The sequence below is a fragment of the Paenibacillus assamensis DSM 18201 genome (assembly GCF_000422445.1).
GTDB lineage: Bacteria > Bacillota > Bacilli > Paenibacillales > Paenibacillaceae > Paenibacillus_B > Paenibacillus_B assamensis.
This window is the reverse complement of record NZ_KE383838.1, coordinates 390063-412055: the sequence shown is the minus strand read 5'-3', so window position 1 is coordinate 412055 and position 21993 is coordinate 390063. Positions and strand designations below refer to the sequence as shown.

General features: G+C 43.5%; 18 protein-coding genes and 1 riboswitch. Of the genes, 14 read left to right on the top strand and 4 right to left on the bottom strand.

The window, feature by feature from the left end:
• Window positions 1-312, top strand: a 312-nt coding sequence (locus H580_RS0120345; RefSeq protein WP_028595266.1) for an IS3 family transposase, incomplete at its 5' end; no start/stop codon positions are given.
• A 133-nt stretch (window positions 313-445) separates the two neighbouring features.
• On the opposite strand, the gene H580_RS0120340 is transcribed toward H580_RS0120345, so the two are convergent.
• Entirely contained in the window at window positions 446-2800 is a 2355-nt protein-coding gene (locus H580_RS0120340) for a S8 family serine peptidase (protein ID WP_028596416.1), read from the bottom strand.
• Between the two features lie 278 nt (window positions 2801-3078).
• Here H580_RS0120340 and H580_RS0120335 point away from each other — a divergent pair, with 278 nt between their 5' ends.
• Window positions 3079-3816, top strand: coding sequence for a MerR family transcriptional regulator (locus H580_RS0120335; RefSeq protein ID WP_036605538.1), 738 nt, complete (start codon window positions 3079-3081; stop codon window positions 3814-3816).
• 444 nt (window positions 3817-4260) lie between these two features.
• Here the strand turns inward: H580_RS0120335 and H580_RS0120325 are convergent, their stop codons facing one another.
• Window positions 4261-5151, bottom strand: a complete 891-nt coding sequence (locus H580_RS0120325) for a GNAT family N-acetyltransferase (RefSeq protein ID WP_051217611.1) — start codon at window positions 5149-5151, stop codon at window positions 4261-4263.
• A gap of 412 nt (window positions 5152-5563) precedes the next feature.
• Between H580_RS0120325 and H580_RS0120320 the strand changes: the two genes are divergently transcribed.
• The 3 genes from H580_RS0120320 (at window position 5564) to H580_RS0120310 (ending at window position 8949) form a co-directional block, all read left to right on the top strand.
• Entirely contained in the window at window positions 5564-6157 is a 594-nt protein-coding gene (locus H580_RS0120320; protein ID WP_028596413.1) for a TetR/AcrR family transcriptional regulator, read from the top strand.
• A 55-nt stretch (window positions 6158-6212) separates the two neighbouring features.
• A complete protein-coding gene (locus H580_RS0120315) occupies window positions 6213-6866 on the top strand; it encodes a DJ-1/PfpI family protein (protein ID WP_028596412.1) in 654 nt (217 codons plus the stop codon).
• A 247-nt stretch (window positions 6867-7113) separates the two neighbouring features.
• On the top strand, window positions 7114-8949 hold the full coding sequence (locus tag H580_RS0120310) for a UbiD family decarboxylase (RefSeq protein WP_028596411.1): 1836 nt from the start codon (window positions 7114-7116) through the stop codon (window positions 8947-8949).
• A 125-nt stretch (window positions 8950-9074) separates the two neighbouring features.
• Here H580_RS0120310 and H580_RS0120305 read toward each other — a convergent pair whose 3' ends face one another.
• Entirely contained in the window at window positions 9075-9530 is a 456-nt protein-coding gene (locus tag H580_RS0120305; protein ID WP_051217605.1) for a MarR family winged helix-turn-helix transcriptional regulator, read from the bottom strand.
• Window positions 9531-9785: 255 nt separating this feature from the next.
• On the opposite strand from H580_RS0120305, the gene H580_RS0120300 reads away from it, so the two are divergent.
• Window positions 9786-11369, top strand: coding sequence for an MDR family MFS transporter (locus tag H580_RS0120300; RefSeq protein WP_028596409.1), 1584 nt, complete (start codon window positions 9786-9788; stop codon window positions 11367-11369).
• A 709-nt stretch (window positions 11370-12078) separates the two neighbouring features.
• On the opposite strand, the gene H580_RS24975 is transcribed toward H580_RS0120300, so the two are convergent.
• Window positions 12079-12759, bottom strand: a complete 681-nt coding sequence (locus H580_RS24975; protein WP_036605537.1) for a DUF559 domain-containing protein — start codon at window positions 12757-12759, stop codon at window positions 12079-12081.
• A 334-nt stretch (window positions 12760-13093) separates the two neighbouring features.
• A riboswitch (adenosylcobalamin (AdoCbl) riboswitch) is annotated at window positions 13094-13245 on the top strand.
• A 554-nt stretch (window positions 13246-13799) separates the two neighbouring features.
• Between H580_RS24975 and H580_RS0120290 the strand changes: the two genes are divergently transcribed.
• The 8 genes from H580_RS0120290 (at window position 13800) to eutC (ending at window position 21988) form a co-directional block, all read left to right on the top strand.
• Entirely contained in the window at window positions 13800-14942 is a 1143-nt protein-coding gene (locus H580_RS0120290) for a 1-propanol dehydrogenase PduQ (RefSeq protein WP_028596408.1), read from the top strand.
• Between the two features lie 195 nt (window positions 14943-15137).
• A complete protein-coding gene (locus H580_RS0120285; RefSeq protein WP_028596407.1) occupies window positions 15138-15491 on the top strand; it encodes a BMC domain-containing protein in 354 nt (117 codons plus the stop codon).
• A gap of 14 nt (window positions 15492-15505) precedes the next feature.
• Entirely contained in the window at window positions 15506-15937 is a 432-nt protein-coding gene (locus H580_RS0120280) for a EutP/PduV family microcompartment system protein (protein ID WP_028596406.1), read from the top strand.
• A 72-nt stretch (window positions 15938-16009) separates the two neighbouring features.
• The gene (locus tag H580_RS0120275) at window positions 16010-16582 is read left to right on the top strand and encodes an ANTAR domain-containing response regulator (RefSeq protein WP_028596405.1); all 573 of its coding nucleotides are present in this window, start codon (window positions 16010-16012) and stop codon (window positions 16580-16582) included.
• Window positions 16575-17999 carry a sensor histidine kinase gene (locus H580_RS0120270; RefSeq protein WP_028596404.1) on the top strand — a complete coding sequence of 475 codons (1425 nt, stop codon included), beginning with the start codon at window positions 16575-16577 and terminating at the stop codon, window positions 17997-17999. The genes H580_RS0120275 and H580_RS0120270 overlap by 8 nt, the downstream gene beginning before the upstream one ends.
• Window positions 18000-18136: 137 nt before the next feature.
• Window positions 18137-19567 carry an ethanolamine ammonia-lyase reactivating factor EutA gene (eutA, locus tag H580_RS0120265; RefSeq protein ID WP_028596403.1) on the top strand — a complete coding sequence of 477 codons (1431 nt, stop codon included), beginning with the start codon at window positions 18137-18139 and terminating at the stop codon, window positions 19565-19567.
• Window positions 19568-19607: 40 nt separating this feature from the next.
• On the top strand, window positions 19608-20972 hold the full coding sequence (locus H580_RS0120260; protein WP_028596402.1) for an ethanolamine ammonia-lyase subunit EutB: 1365 nt from the start codon (window positions 19608-19610) through the stop codon (window positions 20970-20972).
• A 17-nt stretch (window positions 20973-20989) separates the two neighbouring features.
• Window positions 20990-21988: an ethanolamine ammonia-lyase subunit EutC gene (gene eutC, locus H580_RS0120255; RefSeq protein ID WP_028596401.1), complete on the top strand. Its 999-nt coding sequence runs from the start codon at window positions 20990-20992 to the stop codon at window positions 21986-21988.
• Window positions 21989-21993: the final 5 nt, after the last annotated feature.

Below are 21993 nucleotides of genomic sequence, written 5' to 3'. Positions count from 1 at the left end.
TATGTTCACCCCGAGGCGATATTCCATTCGGATCAAGGTATGCACTACACGAATCCTAACATACAAAAGCAGATCGCTGAGTTAGGGTTTCAGCAGTCTATGTCGCGTAAGGCTAATTGTTGGGACAATGCTTCCATGGAAAGCTTCTTTGGTCATTTGAAAGATGAGTTGGACTATAAGCAATGTACAAATTTAGAAGAATTGCGAATTTGTGTAGATGAGTACATCACATTTTATAACTCACATCGATATCAGTGGACATTAAATAAGATGACTCCTGATGAATTCAGGAGCCATCTTGTTGCTGCTTAAATCGAAAGGACCTTTTTTATATACTGTCCACTAATAGGGTTACAGTTCAGTATGCCCAATGTGAAACGGTCTTTTTCTGTGTATCTGTCCTAATCCATATCTTTATCTATTTCGATGCATAAATCTTGCCTCTCTATTTAATTGTTACTTGTGTTGTACGTTCTGTTTGATTGCCGAATATATCTTTCACCCGCAAAATAATGTTGTGCTTACCAGGAGCTAACTTGGAGGAACGCAAATCAGCAAAAAATTGTTTCTCATCTACGTTGACATTCACATAGTGCCACTTCTGACTATGGTTGACTCGCCACTGCATTGTCACAAGTTTAGGATCAAAAATAAGATAGCTTTCCAATTCTTTTGTAACGATCAGCCCGTTAAATCCGGTTAACTGATCTTCGATTTTACCAAAGAGCTGTCCTTTGGCAGCTTTCTGATTGTTGACCATCACAACAGGTGCCTTCGAATCAATAAAGAAGGTAATACCCTCTGTTACCGTCTGACGGTTTTCCGCAAAGCTTTTCACTTTAATGTTGTAGCGTCCATCTGGAAGCGTTGTTCCATTTACATCTTTACCTGTAAATTTGAACTGGGACAATCCTTTCGCATGTTTTGCTTGATTCAACAGCACATACGTTTTTCCAGCCATAGACTTAGGCTGCTCATCCTCACGAGTTGCTGTTACTAGTACGCGCTGCGATGGGACGGTCACATAATAATGAATTGTCGAAGATTTCGTGCTGCTGTCTCCTTTAGGTGCATACAACGTATTATCAATGTGATCTCCTTTTACGAGCGGATAGTTTTTTACTTGATTGACTAGTAGGAAAGGAACGCTTACCGCATCTTTATCGCCTTTGATCGAAATCGATCCTGACCATACTCCTGCATTTTGCTTCAAATCCACAGTCCATTTTACTGGAATTTTGACCGTTTGATTCGGTTGAACCGTGATCTGCTGTGGAAGTTCCAACGGACCTTTACCAACTTCAAGGTTTGCTTTCAGCTGATAAGTAACCGACTTGTCCGACGTATTTGTAAGTTCAAGGGTTTGAGACAGTACAGGATTGTTCCCTTTGAAACCAGGTGCAATATGTCCGAACGATAAGCTTGCTGGTGAAGCGAACGTGTTGGCTTGTAATGCTGCTTCTATATTCAAGCTGCCCGCACCTTGCTCCGTACGCTTATAAGGGACACCTTTCTCATTGATGAGCTGATTAGCATGCTGCATCAACGCGGACTTGACCATCTCAGGGGTCCAATTTGGATGAGCCTCCAGCAGCAGTGCAGCGGCTGCCGTTACTTGTGGCGCTGCCATACTTGTGCCGCTATTCATGACATACCCGTCTTCTTCTCCTAGTGCACTGTAAATATGCATCCCAGGTGCTACAAGATCAGGCTTAAGCAGCCAAGTGCCTACTGCTGGACCGCCTGAGCTTAAACTACCTAATCGTTCTGCTACGTTTACACTGCCCCAAGACCAAGATTTGGACGCTAACTTTTTCAACTTTTGAGCATCTTTCATTGAAATGACAGCGCCTGAAATCATACGCGCAGGCTCTTTATGTACATTGACGTACATCGTAGCTCCTTCTCCATCCATGGAGGAATCTGCAAAAATGACCCCTTTCAATCCAGCTTCTTGAGCGGCTGTATACCAATCTTCCACGTAATAATCCGAATCTTCACGTGCTTCGATTACCACATACTTACCACGATATTTAGCATCCTTTAGCTTCGCAGGAGCTACATGTCCAGCGTATACGAAGGAGGCAGATCCTGTTGTAGGCAGCTTCTTTGCACCGTACAAGGGATGCAATTGCACAATTGTTGTACCGCTAACAAGAGCAGCATCTGTGCGTGCTTGTGAAGTTGCTCCTACAACAATAGGCTCTGCCCCATAACCTGGGGACGTAATCGACCAGGCTTCACCGAAATTTCCTGCTGACTTTACCACGACAACCCCTTGCTTCACAGCTTCTGCAATCGCACGAGCAACTGGTTCACTAGGAGCATCTATATCTGCATTTAAGGATAGATTAATGACTTGGACCTTGTCCTCGACTGCTCGTTTAATCGCATCTACAATGGAATTAGAATAGTTCTTCTGACCATTCACACCTGAAAAAACACGATAAATGTGTAGTTCTGCATCAGGTGCTTGCTGCATAATAATGCCTGCGACATGCGATCCATGTCCATCTTCATCTTGCGGAATGGAATCCTGCTCGACATAGTCGTATCCCTTTTTAATATTGCCTTTAAATAGAGGGTGCTTCCTATTAATACCGGAATCAATAACGGCAATCTTAATTCCTTTGCCTGTGTATTGCTTCGACAATAGCGTAGAGCCTGTTGATATATGATTTTCGCTAAAGCCACTAGGTGCAGCTTGTACCGCATTTATGCCTAATAGACTCGTTACTGTCAAAGAAACGGCTAGCGCTGAAGTTATTATTATTTTTTTGCTATGTGTTAATGTTTTCATGTGTGTATAGCCTCCAACTATTTTTGCTAGCTATACTATAGATCCTTTTGCGCGGGGATAAACTACGAAAAATTAATTATTAATAGATTAAATTTTTCCATTTGTTTTTCCTTTTTAATAGGTAAGAAAACATGTCATAGCGTGATGTCTTGTGATTTCAACACTTTCTCCGAGTTGTTATATGATGTAAAATATCAATATACTTCCAAATTAAGATTTTGGTCATCTGTTTGTGTTTAGACCTTATTTAAACTTATTTTCAACAGGAGGATCACATCATGACGACCGTTCAATGGACGACAGGACAGGTATCATCCAAGCTCGGCATATCTGTTCGCACACTCCGTTATTACGATTCAATTAAGCTGTTTAGTCCAGAAAGTAAACAAACCGGCGGCAAGCGTCTTTACTCGGAAGAGGATTTGCTTAGGCTGGAGAAAATTACGCTGTTGAAGTCACTATCATTGCCGCTGAACGATATTCAGAACTTGCTTGATGAGCTATCGATTAAACAAATTCTTGAGGCGCATCAGAAGCATTTACGTGCTCAAGTTGCTCAACTACAAGAAAGTTTAGAGCATACAACTGGATTGTTGAACCTCTATGAGATGGAGGGGGGACTTCGCTGGGATACTTTGCTGCCGCTCGTAAAGGGACCGCAGAAAGAAGAGACGAAATCTTGGCAGTCTTATTTTGATGAAGATGAACTAAAATTGCTTTCAACTCGTCTTCCTAAATTGGAAAGTAACGATGAGATTACGCAGCAGTGGATTAACGTTATCGTTCGGATAGAACGCTGTTTGCATGATGAAATTGACCCGCAGTCGGTGGAGGGAGCACAGATTGCACGGGAGATTGAGCGGCTTTCTGCGGTGACCTTTGCAGGTGATAAAGAGCTGATGGAAAAGTTCTGGGATGTGCGAAAGAACCCAGCATCGTCAGATCCAGGTTCAGGCTTAGTACCGATTCGCCCAGAGGTCATTCAATTTGTTGAGGATTGCATGACACCTTTGTAGCTATTGATTCCACGCGATAAAGTAGTTGAAACAAAAGAGAGAATGAAGTGGACAATTATCGTACAATACATGAAGATTCATAAATAACAGTACTGGTGTATTACACACCAGTTGTTTAATCGAAGAGATCAGCGAAAAATCTAAATATGCCTCGAATCATGCGTCCAACGGCCCGTATTGCTCTCCAGATGCCTCGAAGGATTTTTCTAACAAAACGAAAGACGGATTTTACTTTTGACCATACACTTTTCATTTCTTTTTTGCGGTCCCCCATATGTGATCACCTCGCTAGCTGATAAGGAAAATCATAGCATATGGATCGTGAGATGAGTATGCAGTTTTTTCCTGTGTAATAGGGCTTCGTCATTTGTAAATAAAATAGTAGAGAGCACGAAACAAAGGCCATCCCTCTAAGGACGGCCTTTACTGTTTCCTAGTTACTGATTATTTCAATTCTATATAGTGTCTAACTTCTTCTGAAGTTTGAAAGAATCCTACTGATTCATAAAGAGTTAAGGCAGCTTTATTCGTAGTAAGCACCTCTAAATGTGCTGTCTTTAAGCCATGAGCTTTCAAATAATTCAATCCTTGTGCAAGTAAATACTTCGCAAGCCCACGATTTCTCCACTGCTCACGGACAAATACATCTTCGATGACCCCATCATCTGTATCTTCACCGCTGCCATCCTGCCAAGCCATTAGGCTGCCCACAATCGTATCACCTTCACGTACAACCATGGCTGTCCATCGCGGATTATTTTTATACTCCGCTAGTTTATCGGTGCCAAGCGGTGCGTCAGGCCATATGTCGGCTTCTATGTCCAAATAATGTTGTTCCTCTTGCGAGGACTCCATCTTCCAATGTGAAAATTGAAAAGATTCAGGCAGCAGAAACGATGGAATCGGCTCTCTAAGATCTCGGGACATCCCGAACGAACTGTTTAAATAGTGGAAGCCTTTTTGTATAAAATACTGATTGTTAGCTGCGTCTGATATATCATTGCCAACACAAAAATGAGTGCCGTAATCGTTAGGTAAAGTTGCCTTTAATTCCAAGGCCGTTGTGTAGAGATAAGGATATACTTTATCGAGCAGTGCATAGTCATATTCTCTTTGCGGCAGCGTCTTCAAGTTCACATAAATCGAATGTTTATAATGAGCGGGACGACCAGGAGGAAGCGTATTTATAATGCTTACCTGGCCTTTGGCGACCATTTTGCCATCTTCAAAAGCGCAGTATACATTGTTCCAATTATGCTCATCGCCAATCCACCAGAAAGAGTCTGGATCACCTTCAGCGACAATAGCATTGTACAATTCACCGAGAGCTGGCATGTCACCATGTTGAAAGTTACGGATTACGATCTCATGTTCTTGTTTGAACGTAGATGTGCTCAACAGAATACCCCTTTTCTTTAGATAGGGGGGAGCTCGCGGTTAAGAGGGCTAGGTAAGCGGCTTCCCCTGTAGAGATATGCCCTGCGATAACAGTTCTGTTTTCATAACAAACGCCTCCTGTAGGTGGAATTACTGTTGATGTTATCACGAATGGTATATTTTCTCAAATAAAATATTTGCATATTTACATTCAGTATGCATGTATCTCAAAGTTTGAATAGGTGGAGTTACTTGAGTCATTCACAACTAGCATTACATAGTTAAAGAATACAGTTGCATCTAGTTGAGAAAATGTGGTAACTTACGTATTGAGACCGAATGGTCCCTATTTTTTCGCGGGAGAGTTAGTATGAGAAATGGTCAAGAGACAAGAAATCGAATTATTGAACAATCTGCTGTCCTCTTTAATGAGAGAGGTTATTCCGGCTCTTCGATAAACGACATTATGGATGCAACAGGGTTAAAAAAAGGCGGCATTTACCGTCACTTCAAAAATAAAGATGAGCTGGCACTAGAAGCTTTCAACTATGCTGTTGACGTGCTGAGGAAGTCCTATCGACAGGCAGTCAGTGGCAAGAACTCAGCAGAGGAGAAGCTGATTGCAGTCCTGTCTGTCTATAGAAATGTCGTAGAGGCACCGCCTTTGCAAGGAGGCTGTCCGGTGTTAAATACGGCTGTCGATACAGACGATACGCATCCGCTCTTAAATCAAAGAGTACGAGAAGTGATGAGCGAATGGTTATCGTTGCTTAGCTCTATTCTGCGCGAGGGGATTCAGAAGAAGGAGTTTCGAGCAGATTTGGACGTGGAAGAGGCGGCTATTTTTTTAACATCTGCTTTTGAAGGCAGCATTATGATGGGGAAGTTGTATAAAGACAACGAGTATGTGGAGAAATATGCGGCTCAACTGAAAAGATATATCAATTACTGCGTAAAGCAGTAATTTTTATATAATAAAGAGACCGAACGGTCTCGTTAAAAAGGGATGGGATGATCGTATGAAAAGTCAGTGGAACGTAGGTATTTTATTGTTCGATGATGTTGATGTCATGGATTTCGGGGGACCGTATGATGTATTTAACTTGACGTTTAGAGATTTTAATAAGATTCAGGAGTCTTTTGAAAGTGAGAAGGAGATCGAGGACAAACCTTTTATCGTGAAGACAATTGCTCAGCACGAGCGAATGATTATTGCCGATCACGGAATGAGAATAATGCCAGACTTCAGCTTCGATACGTATCAGCAGACGTTTGATATTGTTATCGTTCCAGGGGGACCTATTAAGGCGATTAGAAATGGAATGGGCAATAAGGAATTATTGAGCTGGATTGTTACCCAGCACAAGTCAGGAGCAACGATTGCATCTGCATGTACAGGAGCCTTTTTCCTTGCCGCAGCGGGATTGCTAACGAATAAAAAAGCGACGACAAACGTATTAGCGCTGGATATGTTAGAGAGCAAATTCCCACAAATAGAAGTCGTACGCAATACGCGCTTTGTAGACAACGGTGATGTGCTGACTTCCGCAGGTATTTCGGCGGGGATTGATATGTCGATGTATATCGTGGAAAGGCTTCTTGGAGCAGAGGCTGCTCGTACGGCAGCACTGACAATGGAATATCCTTATTATGATTCCGCACTTTTAAAGTAATAGCCTTATCCTTTTTAGTTACCTTTTAGTGAAAAATGGGCTTAATTGCTTCAATCGTACAGAAGTATAAATGATTAATTACAATGTAAATTGGTCCGTCATTGACCTGAGCTGCCAGATTCCTGATAATAGAAGGGACAACTTTTTACTTCGTGAATGAACAGGTTTCATACGATACATTTTAGAAGTGACTCATACGTTTCAGGAAGTCATGAGCTCACTATCTTCAACAGATTGGAGCAATACAATGAGATATCGCAATCTAGAAGAATGCATCCTTGATTTGGAGAAGCATGGGCATTTGATTCGCATCCATGAAGAGGTTGACCCGGATTTGGAAATGGCAGCAATCCACTTGAAAGTGTATGCCGCTGGCGGTCCAGCATTATTATTTGAAAATGTAAAAGGCTCGAAATATCGTGCTGTATCGAACTTATTCGGGACGATGGAGCGCAGTAAATTCATGTTCCGCGATACATTAGAATCGGTGCAAGAGGTTATTGGGCTTCGCAATGATCCGATGAAGGCACTCAAAAATCCTTTCAAATATGCAGGAACAGGCTTATCCGCAGCGAAAGCACTGCCGATTAAGAAGTCGGGTGTACCTTCTAATTTTGAGGAGATCCAGATCTCTGATATGCCTTTAATTAAATCATGGCCGATGGATGGCGGTGCCTTCATAACGTTGCCGCAAGTATATTCGGAAGACCCGGATAAGCCTGGCATTATGAATTCCAATTTAGGCATGTATCGTGTCCAAATTAGCGGTAATGAATATGAACTGAACAAAGAAGTGGGCGTTCATTATCAAATTCACCGTGGTATCGGTGTTCATCAGCATAAGGCGAATAAGCTGGGCAAGCCCTTGAAAGTAAGCTGCTTTATTGGCGGTCCGCCGTCGCATACGTTGTCAGCGGTTATGCCTTTGCCTGAAGGGATGAGCGAGCTAACCTTTGCAGGCTTGCTTGGCGGACGCAATTTCCGTTACAGCTATGAAGAAGGCTATTGCATCAGTCACGATGCGGACTTCGTCATTATGGGTGAAATTTTCCCCGAAGAAACGAAACCGGAAGGGCCATTCGGCGATCACTTGGGCTATTACAGCCTGACGCATCCATTCCCGATGATGCGCGTGCACAAAGTATACGCGAGGAAAAACGCCATCTTCCCGTTTACGGTCGTTGGCCGTCCACCACAGGAAGACACTTCTTTCGGTGCGTTAATTCATGAGCTTACGGGGAGCGCGATCCGTCAGGAAATTCCGGGTGCGAAGGAAGTTCACGCGATTGATGCAGCAGGTGTACATCCATTGCTGTTTGCCATCGGCAGCGAGCGCTATACGCCTTATCAGCAGGTGAAGCAGCCAGCCGAAATTTTAACGATAGCTAACCGTATTCTTGGTACAGGTCAGTTGAGTCTGGCGAAGTATTTGTTTATTGCAGCGGAAGAGAAGCAGCCGATTAGCACGCATCATATTGAGGAGTTCTTAGGCTATATTTTGGAACGTATCGATCTGCATCGTGATATTCATTTCCAGACGAATACGACAATCGACACCTTGGATTACTCTGGAACGGGATTAAATACGGGAAGTAAAGTTATATTTGCAGCCGTTGGTGATAAGAAAAGGGAACTGTGCACAGAAGTGCCACTGCCATTAAAGTCGCTGCCAGGGTATGATCAGGCTCATCTGATTATGCCGGGGATTGTAGCGATTCAAGGTCCTGCCTTTACGAGCTATGCGGAAGTGCAGCGTCAAATGGACGAGCTGAGTGCGGCGATTCGTGAAAAGGGGGAATTGTCATCCTGTCCGCTAATCATCGTGTGCGATGACAGTGCGTTTATGAGCGCGACGCTCGATAATTTCCTGTGGGCAGCCTTTACGCGCAGCAATCCGTCCCATGATATTTACGGTGTGAACAGCTTCTATGCACATAAGCATTGGGGCTGCGATAATGTTATTATCGATGCGCGTACGAAACCGCATCAAGCACCGCCGTTGATCCCTGATTCAGACGTAGAAGAGGATATTCAGCGTTTCTTCCAGCCTGGAGGAGTTTTGAATGGTATTTCAATAAAGTAAATGAAGCAGTAAGTATATAGCAAAAAGTTTTGTTTCATATAAAATGCATCGTGAAATGAAAAGTGACTGTTCCGTTTAATCATTTGGGAGCAGTCACTTTTTTTGTTGTGAGCGTGTTGGCGTTATTATTGTTCATCCAATTGATCGAAATAATCTAAGGATTGGGTGAGGAGTTCAATGAGCTGATCACTTTGTTCTTTGCCAAGATGGTCAATGAGTCCGGAAAAAATAGTCGTAATCATTTCCTGAGCGTCTTGTGCGATTTGTGCGCCTTTCTCGGTCAGTGTAATTTCAACAATTCTTCGATCACTCGAATGAACCGTCCGGTTTACGTAGCCGTCTTTCATTAGGCTGTTAAGCATTTGTGTCACCGTGGGGGAAGTAACTTGTAACAGTTTGCTCAAATCAGACACCGTCAGGCCTTCTAGACATGGCTTATTGTTTGCCTCTTTAAGCGCAATTAATAGACGGACTTCGCTTCCTTTCAGGGTCCACTTCATTTTTTTTCGCCAATCCATTCTTGCCAATGTGGAAAATACACGGCGCAGCGCAATTACATTTTCATATTTAGATTTTGTCATGTATCGTCACTCAATTCCGATTGAAATGGTAGCTAGCTCTAAAAGTAAGGTTACGCAAGTAATGATAAGGATTTGAAACTATTCAGTCAATAAAGAGGAATAAGCGGCATATTTCAAGACATTTCGTCGCTTGAAAGGTTATAAAAATTTATATACTATTAGATAGGTTGCCTAACTAATTAAATTGCAGGTGATATAAGATATATGCAGTGGGCATTCAACAGATAGTTAACACAACTAGAAAAGAGGAATGGAATGGAGAGTTTGTCTCACAAGAAAAAGGTTGTCGTGATGGTCGCGTTAATGACTTCGATGTTTTTTGCAGCGATCAATCAGACACTAGTCGGCACCGCGATGCCGAGAATTATTGCTACGCTAGGCGGAATGGAATATTATTCGTGGGTCATCACGATTTATATGCTTACTTCAACAGTCGCTACCGTATTGGTTGGTAAACTGTCAGATATATATGGCCGTAAGCCGTTCTTGTTATCAGGGATTGTTATCTTTATGGTGGGTGCCTTTTTAACCGGATTATCCACAACGATATTTGAAATGATTACGTATCGCGGTATTCAAGGCTTAGGCGCAGGGGTGTTGATGTCATGTACATCGATGGCTGTCGGTGACTTATTTGCACCGCGAGAACGTGCAAAATGGACAGGGCTTATGATGGCTGTATTTGGCTTCTCCAGTATAATTGGACCTACGCTAGGCGGAGTTATGATCGATCATATGGATTGGCAATGGGTATTCTGGGCGTTTCTGCCGCTCGGTGTTATCGCCTTTGTGATGATCTGGAGAATATTCCCCAAGACTGCCAAGGCTCAAGCGGAATCCATCGATTACTTGGGATCGTTATTGCTATCCCTATCGCTGGTAGCGTTGTTAATTGGTTTCTCATGGGCAGGGACGAAATATGCATGGGGATCGATTGAAATTGTTAGTCTTTTTGCAGCAGCTATTTTGTTTGCAGTTATTTTTGTTATGGTTGAACGCAAAGCAAAAAGTCCGGTCATGCCACTATCCTTATTTAAAAATAAGATTGTTGTAAATACGAGCTTGAGCGGTTTCCTAATGAATGCGGGCATGATGGGTGCTATGATTTACTTGCCATTTTTCGTGCAAGGGGTAAAAGGGTTAAGCCCGACTGAATCTGGCTTCGTGAATATGCCGATGTCGATCATGATGATCGTGTTAAGCTCATTAACGGGGCGGTGGATTTCCAAATCCGGTAAATACAAACGATATGCGATAAGCGGTATCGCGTTCATGGTTGCAGGTATGCTGATGATGGTGATGATGGACAGCATTGCAATGGCTCTGGCGAGCATGTGTGTGTTCGGCATTGTTATTGGGCTAGCAATGCCCGTCTTTACGTTAGCAGCGCAAAATTCCGTTCCGTTGGATCAATTGGGTGTTGTTACGGCTACATCTACGCTGTTTAGAAACTTAGGCGGCACGATTGGAATTGCCGTATTTGGTTCGGTGATGAATGGGGTTCTTACCCGCAATATGGAACAAGCGATGGCTGCCGGACAAGGTCCAGATTTGTCTAAAATAGACCCCGCGCAGGCCGATCAATTGGGCACGTTGATGAATCCGCAAATTTTGCTGAATCAGCCGAAGTTGGCGGAGATTGAAGCTTCGCTGCCTGAACAATTGCAGCAAAGCTTTGTACAGCTTATGGATATGCTTCGCTCGGTATTAAGTGATACCGTATCTACGGTGTTTATGCTCGGAGCGGCTTTGCTTGCGTTGGGTCTTATTTTGACGTTATTCCTGAAGGAAATTCCGCTGAGATCTGCGAATAAAGGTGCAGAAAAGCAAGAGGCATAGGCTGCGGCAGAGGTTATCGTGTAAGGTTGGTAATGTATTGTACTGGTAATGGTAAATTGGTCACGCATCCGCTTGTCGGAATAATCACACAAGCCGACAGGCTAGAAGTAGATTGATTGTGTTGGTGGTAGCTTACGGTAAATATTAGCTGTCAGCAGTAGCAATGTAACATACATGTTTGCAACTTACTTGTATATATGTACTTAGCTCGAATATATGGTATATGCTCGTTTTACTTTTTAGATGTTGAGGTGGATTAACGTTTAAGTTGATCCACCTCTTTTTTATTGGTGTATATACCCAGCTGACCGAACACAATTCGCATAACACTCCAGCCCGCATTCTGTATATCTGTATAACCTGTGTACCTTTATAACCAATAAATCGCCCCCCTTTTCTCTAAAATAATTGCAAAAGTGCAGGCTTTTCATGTGATACAGTCTAAAGAGAGAAAATTCCTGCAAAAGTGCAGGAATTTTACCCTCATTTTGGCCAATCGCTAGTTTTCAACCGTTAAAAGATGCTCTTTTGCAACAATACTACGCTTCACTAACTTTTTGAGGTGAATAAGATGTACAATTGCAGCTTTTTAGCACTTTACTTTTAACACTGTCGAGAATTTTCACTTATGGAGCCAGATCTTCAATCGATTCATAAAAGTTTGTATGACCTTAATAATGAGCGGTTTTTAAGAATGCATACTTTATTTTCATACAGGAGATAACAATTGGTTCCATGCCATAGGTTGTAGCTCGTAACGAACAATATGCCGACCACTCGCACCAGCTATTCCAGACATCATTCCTTTTTTACATAACGTTTGGAGTGTCCGAACAGCGGTGCGATGATTTAGATGGAGATGTTGTTTTACATCAATGGGACGAAGGGGACGAGCCAGTGAGTAGGCAAGTAAGATGATTTCTCGTTCTATAAGGCAAGTTACATTAGTTGAAGAAGAAGTAGGATGATATCTACTGAGCACCATACGAAGCAGAGAAACACATAATTCGGGTCGTTGTGCAACATCATCGTAGGAGTAAGAAATTACCTGATATCCCATCGCAGTCAAAAACGTTTCACGATTAAGCTCGTTGCAATATTTTTGCCTATCCATATCGCGAACATGTGGGCCATATCCTTTTATCTCAATGATTAGTTTGACCGTTGATGTAAGAAAGGCAAAATCGCAGAAATAAGACCGTCCTCGCCAATCCATCACTTCATATTCGGGATGCAACTGCTCAAAATTTCCTCGCAGCGGCCACCATACATTACAGCAAAATAGTTGTTCTCCATGCTGGTGTCCACGCTCCAATCTACCTTTCCGTTCCCCTGATCTTCTTTGAAGATGATGTTGCAAAAAGGCTGCATGCGCTTGCTCGCTAGTCATTTGAAGTTACTCCTTCCTTAGTGAAAAAATAAAAAAGAACGCCCTGTACGATCTCCACAAAAGGATTCGCGTTCAGGACGTTCTTCGTCTATGCTTTATTATACTCGAACGATGAGCAGCTCTCTATCCACATTTTTAATCATTGTTAAAAATTGCAAATGACAGAGGTGTGAAGTATATAATCTGCACGTAGAAGTGTAGTCTAAGAAGCACAAAGTGACAGAATATCGAAATTCACAAAAATTTTCTGAATGCAAAATGTTGTATCTAATATTGCCAAGCAGCATCGATATGCTATAATGATGTCGAATGGGAGACCATTCACGTCATGTACAAACAATAGAAAAAGTTATAGGCAATGGAAGTTTGGTGCAAATCCAACGCGGTCCCGCCACTGTGATAGACCGATCTACGCGGTCTTAAGTCAGGTCGATTGTCTAATAGCTTTGTCTAGCCAATCCTTTCGAGGCAAAAGGATTGGGTTTTCAAGTCTAGTGACGTTTTACGCCTCGCTAGGCTTTTTTTATTAGCTAGAAGGCTGTCAACGATGAGGTTGGAAGGCCAGGTGCTTGCACCTAACTATACAACGGCGTATAGCTAGCACGCGGGAAGTTCTTCAATGATGAAGAATGATATGCACAATGAAGTGCATCCCATTTTTTACATAGATTCTCGTGTGAGAAATCGCACAGAGGACACAATGTATCTGCATATACAATAAATGCGAATGATACTGTAGAAATTCACATATCTTTCATGCACATCGGACAAATGTGCGATTCTGCCACATATCCTGTGGTTGACGAGCATCTGGATCGCAGTGTACAGTAGTAACAGACAATTTCATGAATGTTGCACAATGGCGTGCATCTAACATAACAAGCGAAGAGGCTTTTAAGGGAATACAACTGTATTCCTTTGAAGGCCTCTTTTTATTTTTTTACGTATTTTTCATTTCTTTACGTATGCAGTACTCATTTTTAAGCATGAACGCTTTACGATTTTTTACTATGACTTTGACTTCTTTTGGAGGTGCTTACATGGAAAAAATTTCGATTAGAACAGAAATTTATCTTGGTGAAGGCTCGCTAGATCGCCTATCTGAATACAGAAATCGCCGTATATTCGTAGTAACAGATCCTTTTATTGTGAAGGCTGGACTCCTTCATATGCTGTTTGAACGTGTACATGACAGCAATGAACAGTACATTTTCAGCAATATCGTCCCTGATCCACCGATTGAAACCGTAACAGAAGGCGTTGAGAAGCTTGCTGAATTCAAAGCTGACCTCATCATTGCCATTGGTGGCGGTTCTGCGATTGATGCGGCAAAAGCAATGAAACTGTTCGCACATAAATTGATGGATCAAGTGGACATTCCGTTTGTGGCAATTCCCACAACAAGTGGAACAGGATCAGAAGTAACAAACTTCTCCGTCATTAGCGATACAGAAAAAAATATTAAATATCCGCTCGTATCTGACTTGATGCTGCCGCAGGAAGCTATTTTAGACCCAGCATTGGTGAAGACAGTTCCTGACTTCATTACAGCTGATACAGGTATGGACGTGTTGACGCATGCGATTGAGGCGTACGTTTCCACGAAAGCGAACGATATTACCGATGCTTTGGCTGAAAAAGCGATGAAGCTTGTATTCACTTATTTGCCGCGTGCGTACAAAAACGGGAACGATCTCGTTGCACGTGAGAAAATGCACAGCGCATCTTGCCTAGCTGGTATAGCATTTAATATGACATCCCTTGGATTGAATCACGGAATTGCGCATAATGCAGGTGCGAAATTCAAGATAGCGCATGGGCGTATGAATGCATTGCTATTGCCGCATGTCATTGAGTACAATGCGAACTACAAGCCAGGATACAGCAGAGATGAAGAGACAGCTACAGCGGTGAAATATGCAGAAATTGCGAAAACACTCGGTCTGTCTGCTCCAAATGTGAAGAGCGGTATTCGCAACTTGATGCAGGCGATTAAGCAATTGCAGAAGGAATTGAACATGCCATTGTCCTTGCGTGATTGTGGAGTGGACAAGGCTGCATTGAAAGAGCATAGTCAAGCGATTGCAGAAGGTGCTTTGCAAGATGGATGCACGGCTACGAATCCACGTGTGCCTACACTGGAGGATATTGTTCAAATTTTGAATAAAATGTATCAATCTTAAAATGAATTAACTTTTCGTGCGTTATGCGGTTGACAACGTTTACACAATTAAATATAGTGAAAGTAACACAACGGCGTGTTGCATACAAATACAAGCGATGAGGCTTCTTAAACTTTCCATTCGGATATTTAAGGGGTCTTTATGTTTTTTTTCAGCTAAATCGTGTTTCTGAACAAGAGATAGGATGAGATAAGTATGGATCAACACAACGAAAAGCAACGTGTCATACAGGAATACGTTCCTGGTAAACAGGTCACGCTGGCACATATTATCGCTAACCCCAATGCTGATATTTACAAGAAGCTTGGATTAGGAACCGATACACACGATGCCATCGGTATTATGACCATTACACCAAGTGAAGCCTCCATTATCGCAGCGGATATCGCGACGAAGGCAGCTGGCGTGCAGATCGGCTTTGTCGATCGCTTCAGCGGATCGCTTGTTATTACAGGTGATGTATCTTCGGTAGAAGCATCTGTTAATGAAGTGCTGCTTGGCTTGCAAAATATTTTAGGCTTCTCCGCTTCGAAAATTACGAGAACGTAAGGAGAGAAGCTGGGATGAAGAAATTAATCGTTGCCGGTAGTACCGGTTCAGGCAAGACGACCTTATGCCAATGGCTGCATGGTCAAGAAATTGCCTATAAAAAGACGCAAGCGATTGAAACATTCGATCAAGCGATTGATACGCCTGGGGAATGCATAGAAAATCGATTTTTGTACAAGATGCTGCTCGTTTCTAGCGTAGATGCAGACGTCATTGGTCTTGTACAAGACTGTACGAAGGAAGAAAGCTATTTCCCGCCAGCCTTTGCGACTGTATTTGCGAAACCTGTTATCGGTATCGTGACGAAGATCGAGTTGGCTGAGTCGCAGGAGCAGATCGCGGAAGCGAGAGCTCATCTGCAAGCAGCGGGAGTAGAGCAAATTTTTGAAGTCTCGACGATAGAAAATGTGGGAGTAGATGCGCTTCGATCCTATTTGGAAGCGTAGACGACTTTTTTCATCTAGGTCTTCACAATGAAAGCAAAAGCTAAAAACGGCAGACAATGAGGTGCATGACACATGAATGGAAAAATTGTAATAGTCGACGATGAACCTATTACAAGAATGGATATTCGTGAGATGCTTGAAGAAGCAGGCTACACTGTAGTAGGCGAAGCTTCTGATGGTTTTGAAGCCATCGAACTATGTAAAAAGCATCTACCCGATTTAGTGATTATGGATGTTCAAATGCCTATATTGGACGGGCTAAAGGCGGGTAAACGAATCATTTCAGAGCAGCTTGCAGGCGGAATTATTCTCCTAACTGCATTCAGCGACAAACAGACGATTGAGAAAGCATCTTCTGTCGGAGCGCTTGCTTATCTGGTGAAGCCGTTAGACGAAAAGTCGTTTATACCGATGGTGGAAGTCACTATCGCCAAAGGGAAAGAAATTCGCAAGCTCGAACAAAATCTATCTAAGCTAACGCTAAAGATGGAAGAGCGAAAAGCAGTCGAGAAGGCCAAAGGCATCCTGATGAAGGAAAATGGCTGTACGGAAGAGGAAGCGTATCAAACGCTGCGCAAACTTAGTATGGATAGACGATGTCCAATGATCGAGATTGCGTCGACAATCGTCATTTCTTATGACTGATTTTAAATCGCAAATCGAGCACTTGTGTACTCGGCAAACATCATTGACAGATACAGATATCGGTCGAATTAAAGAGATTGCCGAGTCATTCGAAATATCCGATGTGCAGCATGATGTGTTCATCGATGTGCTATCGAGCGTATCTAATGAGGCTATCGTGGTTTACCACCGTCGCCCAGAAGAAGGAAAGTCGTTGTACGCTCGTTCGGTTACAGGTGAGAAGGCATTACGCGAAAATGAGCCTGGTGTGCTGCGAACGCTGGAGACAGGCATTATGTCTCAAGGACTTGTAGCGAATACGCAGGAAAATCATCTCGTTCGTCAGACCGTATATCCGATCAAGAGCCAAGATGATGTCATCGCGGTCGTTATTTATGAAAAAGACGTTAGTGATAATATACAAGATCATTTCAATGTAACAGGTGCGGAATACGAAGAGAGTGAACTTTCTTCGATGCTGTCTACGATATTGGGCTTTAAGGCTTCGATTATTAATCAGCTTGAGGATGCAGTACTCTTGTTTGACAAGAAAGGCTTTCTGAAGCTGAAAAATAAGAAGGCTGATGAATATTACAGACAGCTGGGCTATTTGGAAAATATACAAGGGTTGCACTATGACAATTTGTCATTGGACCAGACGATATTTTCCGAATTAATGCGACAGCATACCACGTTACCTTCTTCTACATTGACGAAGGATGTAAAGGCAGCTGGACGCTATTATCAGGTGAAGCGAGTGTTTATTGAGCAGCAGGATCTATGTGTAGGCGTTATCTTACACGACGTGACGGAGATTAAGGATAAAGAAGCTGAGATTATTTCCAAATCAGTTGCAATCCGTGAAATTCACCATCGTGTAAAAAATAATTTGCAAACGGTCGCTTCCTTGCTTCGCATACAGAGCAGGCAAAGTGAAAGTCCAGAAGCAAAGAAATGCTTGAACGACAGTGTCAGCCGGGTTCTCGCTATTGCAGCGACGCATGAACTGTTGTCGACAGAGATTGAAGCGCAGGTAGATTTATTGGATGTCATTCGGCTTATTGCCTCAAACGTTCAACGAACATTTGTTAACAATAAAGATATTGATGTTCAAATATGTGCGGAAGAAAGCATTTGCTTGGATAGTGATCGCACGGTTGCGATCGCACTTATCGTAAGCGAACTGCTGCAAAATAGCTATGAACATGCATTTGATAATGGCATGGAAGGTGCAATTACGGTGACTACACAAGTAGAAGCTGGATTAGTAACCGTCGTTGTAGCTGATAACGGAGCTGGATTCGATGTAGGCGAAGTATCACACAAGAGCTTGGGACTATCGATTGTTCGCAGCTATGTGAAGGACAAGCTGAAAGGCAAGCTTGCATTTGTATCCAATGAAGAAGGTACGGCGGTTTCATTTACTTTTAAAAAATAAATATACTAATCTGGCTACAACGAAGTAGTCTAGTAAGCAAAGAGGCTTAAAGTGGACCATTCCTAACGATAGGAGGGGTGTAACTTTAAGCCTTTTTATATACATCTTGGTCAATTCAAGCGATGGGAGATGAGGTTGTGAACGAGCAATTGCTAAGTGTAGGCATTGATATGGGGACTTCTACGACTCAACTTGTGCTGTCGAAGCTGCATATTGAGAACTTGGCATCCTCCTTTACGGTGCCTCGCTTGGTCATTACGAATAAAGAGGTTGTTTATCGCAGTGACATCTGCTTTACGCCAGTACTAGCGGACAACCGAATCGATATGATTCAGATTCAACAGTTTGTTCAAGAGCAGTATGCGAAAGCAGGCATTTCCAAGGAAGAAATCCAAACAGGAGCTGTCATTATTACAGGCGAGACAGCTCGCAAGGAAAATGCCAGTGAAGTACTGCAATCTTTGAGCGGATTTGCCGGTGACTTCGTTGTTGCTACGGCAGGTCCAGACTTGGAGAGCATTATCGCTGCCAAAGGAGCAGGAGCTCATACGTATTCGAAAGATCGTTCGACTTCGATCGTAAATATCGATATTGGCGGCGGTACGAGCAATTTGGCGTTATTCGCAAGCGGTGATTTGTTGGATACAGGTTGTCTCGATATTGGCGGTCGCCTTATCAAGGTAGATCAGAACAGTCACGAGATTACGTATATCGCACCGAAAATAAAGCAGCTCGCGGAACGCAGAGGGATTCCACTTGCCCTTGGGCAGCGTGTGACTCCAGTTGATCTGGAGCCGATTATCGGTGAAATGGTCAAGCTGCTTGAGGAAAGTGTTGGTATTCGACCGCTTGGTGATTTCTACGACACAATCGTTACGAATAAAGGCTTGAAGCTGGATCGAAACATTGCAAGTATCTCGTTCTCTGGTGGAGTAGCTGATTATATTTACAACGAATCTACAGGCGATGTGTTCCAATATGGAGATATCGGCATCTTGCTCGGTAGAGCGATTGCTGCCTCTCCATTGACGAAGCAATTAACGGTTGCTCGTGCTGCAGAGACGATTCGAGCGACGGTTGTTGGTGCAGGATCGCATACGACGGAGATCAGTGGAAGTACTATCACGTATACAGATGAAAGCTTCCCGATTAAGAGCGTTCCGATCTTGAAGTTGTCACTATCAGATGAATCTAGTGATGACGAAACACTGGCACGTGCCATTACGGACAAGCTGAGTTGGTTTAAGCTTAACAACGACCTACAGCAGGTTGCGATTGCGATTGAAGGGAAGAGCAGTCCGAGCTTCCAAGAGGTGCAAAAATATGCTCGTGGTCTCCATAAAGGGATGGCGGAGCTGTTGGAGCAGAAATATCCGCTTATTGTCGTTGTTCATCATGATATGGCAAAAGTACTCGGGCAGACGCTATACGCGCTGCTTGATTACAAGAAAGATGTCATTTGCCTGGACAGCGTGGTTGTAGACAACGGCGATTACATCGATATCGGCAAGCCGATTGCGGATGGAAAAGTGTTGCCGATCGTCATTAAGACGCTTGTGTTTCATTAAATAGAGTTATCAATAGGTGCATTTGGAAGGAGGAGCTTTTGTGATTTTGAAAACGAAACTGTTTGGCCGTGTCTATCAATTCAATTCCTTGATGGAAGTGATGGCTAAAGCAAATGAAGAGAAATCGGGAGATATGCTCGCTGGTTTGGGGGCTACTTCCTCTGAAGAGCGCGTCGCTGCAAAAGTGGTGCTTTCCCAGATTACATTGGCTGACTTGCGCAACAATCCTGCGGTTCCTTACGAACTGGATGAGGTTACTCGTATTATTCAGGATCAAGTCAATGAGCGCATTTATGACGAAATTAAAAACTGGACAGTAGAAGAGCTTCGCGAGTGGATCTTGAACGAGAACACAACCGAGTCCGACATCAAGCGCATTTCTCGTGCGCTTACAGCTGAGATGGTAGCTGCGGTTGCTAAGATCATGTCCAACCTTGACCTTATGTACGGTGCGAAAAAGATTCGCATTACAGCTACAGCGAACACGACAATCGGTCGTTCTGGCACTTTGTCAGCTCGCTTGCAGCCGAACCACCCGACGGATGATCCAGACGGCATCATGGCTTCCTTGATGGAAGGTTTGACGTTCGGTATCGGTGACGCTGTACTTGGTCTGAACCCAGTAGACGATTCCGTAGAAAGCGTTACTCGCGTTCTTAATCGTTTCGAGGAGTTCCGTACGAAGTGGGACATTCCAACGCAATCTTGCGTATTGGCTCACGTTACAACACAAATGGAAGCTGTGAAGCGCGGTGCGCCGACAGGACTTATTTTCCAATCAATCGCAGGTTCTGAAAAAGGGAATGCAGCATTCGGCTTTAACGCAGCTACAATCGCGGAAGCACAAGATCTTGTGTTGAAGCATGGACAAGTAGCTGGCCCGAACGTGATGTACTTCGAAACAGGTCAAGGTTCTGAGCTTTCATCTGAAGCTCACCACGGTATTGACCAAGTGACGATGGAAGCACGCTGCTACGGCTTTGCGAAAAAATACAATCCGTTCCTTGTGAACACGGTAGTAGGCTTTATCGGACCTGAGTATTTGTACGATGCGAAGCAAGTTATCCGCGCTGGTCTTGAAGATCACTTCATGGGTAAACTGTCCGGTATCTCTATGGGCTGCGACGCTTGTTACACAAACCATATGAAGGCTGACCAGAATGACTTGGAGAACTTGGCTGTTCTACTTGCAACAGCAGGCTGTAACTTCTTCATGGGTATTCCTCATGGCGATGATGTTATGTTGAACTATCAGACAACTGGTTACCACGAAACAGCTACCTTGCGTGAATTACTTGGCTTGCGTCCAATCGACGAGTTCGAAAAGTGGATGGAGAAAATGGGCTTCATGGAAAATGGCAAGCTGACTAAAAAAGCTGGGGACGCATCTGTGTTTCTGAAGTAGGAAAGGAGGAATTGAACATGAACGAAAAAGATCTAAAATCCATGATTGAATCGATCCTTAATGAAATGGTAGGGAATGCTCCAGCTGAGACAAGTGCGAAGCCTACAGCTCCGGCTCCTGCGCCAAGCGCTGCTCCAAGTGTGGCGGCTGCTGCGGTTGCAGCACCTGCTCAACAAGCTCAACCTACTGCAAGTGCTGCTGCTCAGCCAACTATGGCTCCACAAGAGCAAATGCAGGAGCAAGTGGACACAGGTGAATGCTTGGATGATATTACGGAAATCAACTTGCGCAAGCTATTGCTCGTTGATAATCCAGAAGATCGCGAAGGCTACTTGAAAATGAAAGAGAAGACACCGGCTCGCCTAGGGGTAGGTCGTGCAGGTCCTCGTTATAAGACGATTACGTCTTTGCGATTCCGTGCGGACCATGCGGCAGCCCAAGATGCGGTATTCTCTTACGTTTCCGAAGATTTCGTAAAAGAGATGAATCTCGTAGCAGTTGAGACGTTGTGCAGCCACAAGGATGAGTACATTACGCGTCCTGACTTGGGCCGCCAGTTCTCCGCTGAAACGATTGAATATATCAAGCAAAATACGACGAAGCAGGCAAAAGTTCAGATTATGGTCGGAGACGGCTTGAGCTCTGCGGCTATTGAAGCGAATTTGCGCGATATCGTGCCAGCCATTACGCAAGGTCTTAAAATGTACGGCCTTGAGGCGGGCAACATTTTGTTCGTTAAACACTGCCGTGTTCCTTCCATGGACGTTATCGGTGATGCAACAGAAGCAGATGTTGTTTGCTTGCTAGTTGGTGAGCGTCCAGGTCTTGTAACAGCAGAATCGATGAGTGCTTATATCGCTTATAAGCCAACTGTCGGTATGCCTGAAGCAAGACGTACGGTAATTTCGAACATTCACTCAGGCGGAACGCCAGCTGTAGAAGCAGGTGCTCACATTGCTGAGTTGATTAAGACAATGATCGATCGCAAAGCTTCAGGTATCGATTTGAAACTATAAAATGT

Coding starts and splice junctions, on each gene's coding strand:
- H580_RS0120340 (WP_028596416.1), bottom strand. CDS start 2,800: ATGAAAACATTAACACATAGCAAAAAAATAATAATAACTTCAGCGCTA.
- H580_RS0120335 (WP_036605538.1), top strand. CDS start 3,079: ATGACGACCGTTCAATGGACGACAGGACAGGTATCATCCAAGCTCGGC.
- H580_RS0120325 (WP_051217611.1), bottom strand. CDS start 5,151: ATGCCAGCTCTCGGTGAATTGTACAATGCTATTGTCGCTGAAGGTGAT.
- H580_RS0120320 (WP_028596413.1), top strand. CDS start 5,564: ATGAGAAATGGTCAAGAGACAAGAAATCGAATTATTGAACAATCTGCT.
- H580_RS0120315 (WP_028596412.1), top strand. CDS start 6,213: ATGAAAAGTCAGTGGAACGTAGGTATTTTATTGTTCGATGATGTTGAT.
- H580_RS0120310 (WP_028596411.1), top strand. CDS start 7,114: ATGAGATATCGCAATCTAGAAGAATGCATCCTTGATTTGGAGAAGCAT.
- H580_RS0120305 (WP_051217605.1), bottom strand. CDS start 9,530: ATGACAAAATCTAAATATGAAAATGTAATTGCGCTGCGCCGTGTATTT.
- H580_RS0120300 (WP_028596409.1), top strand. CDS start 9,786: ATGGAGAGTTTGTCTCACAAGAAAAAGGTTGTCGTGATGGTCGCGTTA.
- H580_RS24975 (WP_036605537.1), bottom strand. CDS start 12,759: ATGACTAGCGAGCAAGCGCATGCAGCCTTTTTGCAACATCATCTTCAA.
- H580_RS0120290 (WP_028596408.1), top strand. CDS start 13,800: ATGGAAAAAATTTCGATTAGAACAGAAATTTATCTTGGTGAAGGCTCG.
- H580_RS0120285 (WP_028596407.1), top strand. CDS start 15,138: ATGGATCAACACAACGAAAAGCAACGTGTCATACAGGAATACGTTCCT.
- H580_RS0120280 (WP_028596406.1), top strand. CDS start 15,506: ATGAAGAAATTAATCGTTGCCGGTAGTACCGGTTCAGGCAAGACGACC.
- H580_RS0120275 (WP_028596405.1), top strand. CDS start 16,010: ATGAATGGAAAAATTGTAATAGTCGACGATGAACCTATTACAAGAATG.
- H580_RS0120270 (WP_028596404.1), top strand. CDS start 16,575: ATGACTGATTTTAAATCGCAAATCGAGCACTTGTGTACTCGGCAAACA.
- eutC (WP_028596401.1), top strand. CDS start 20,990: ATGAACGAAAAAGATCTAAAATCCATGATTGAATCGATCCTTAATGAA.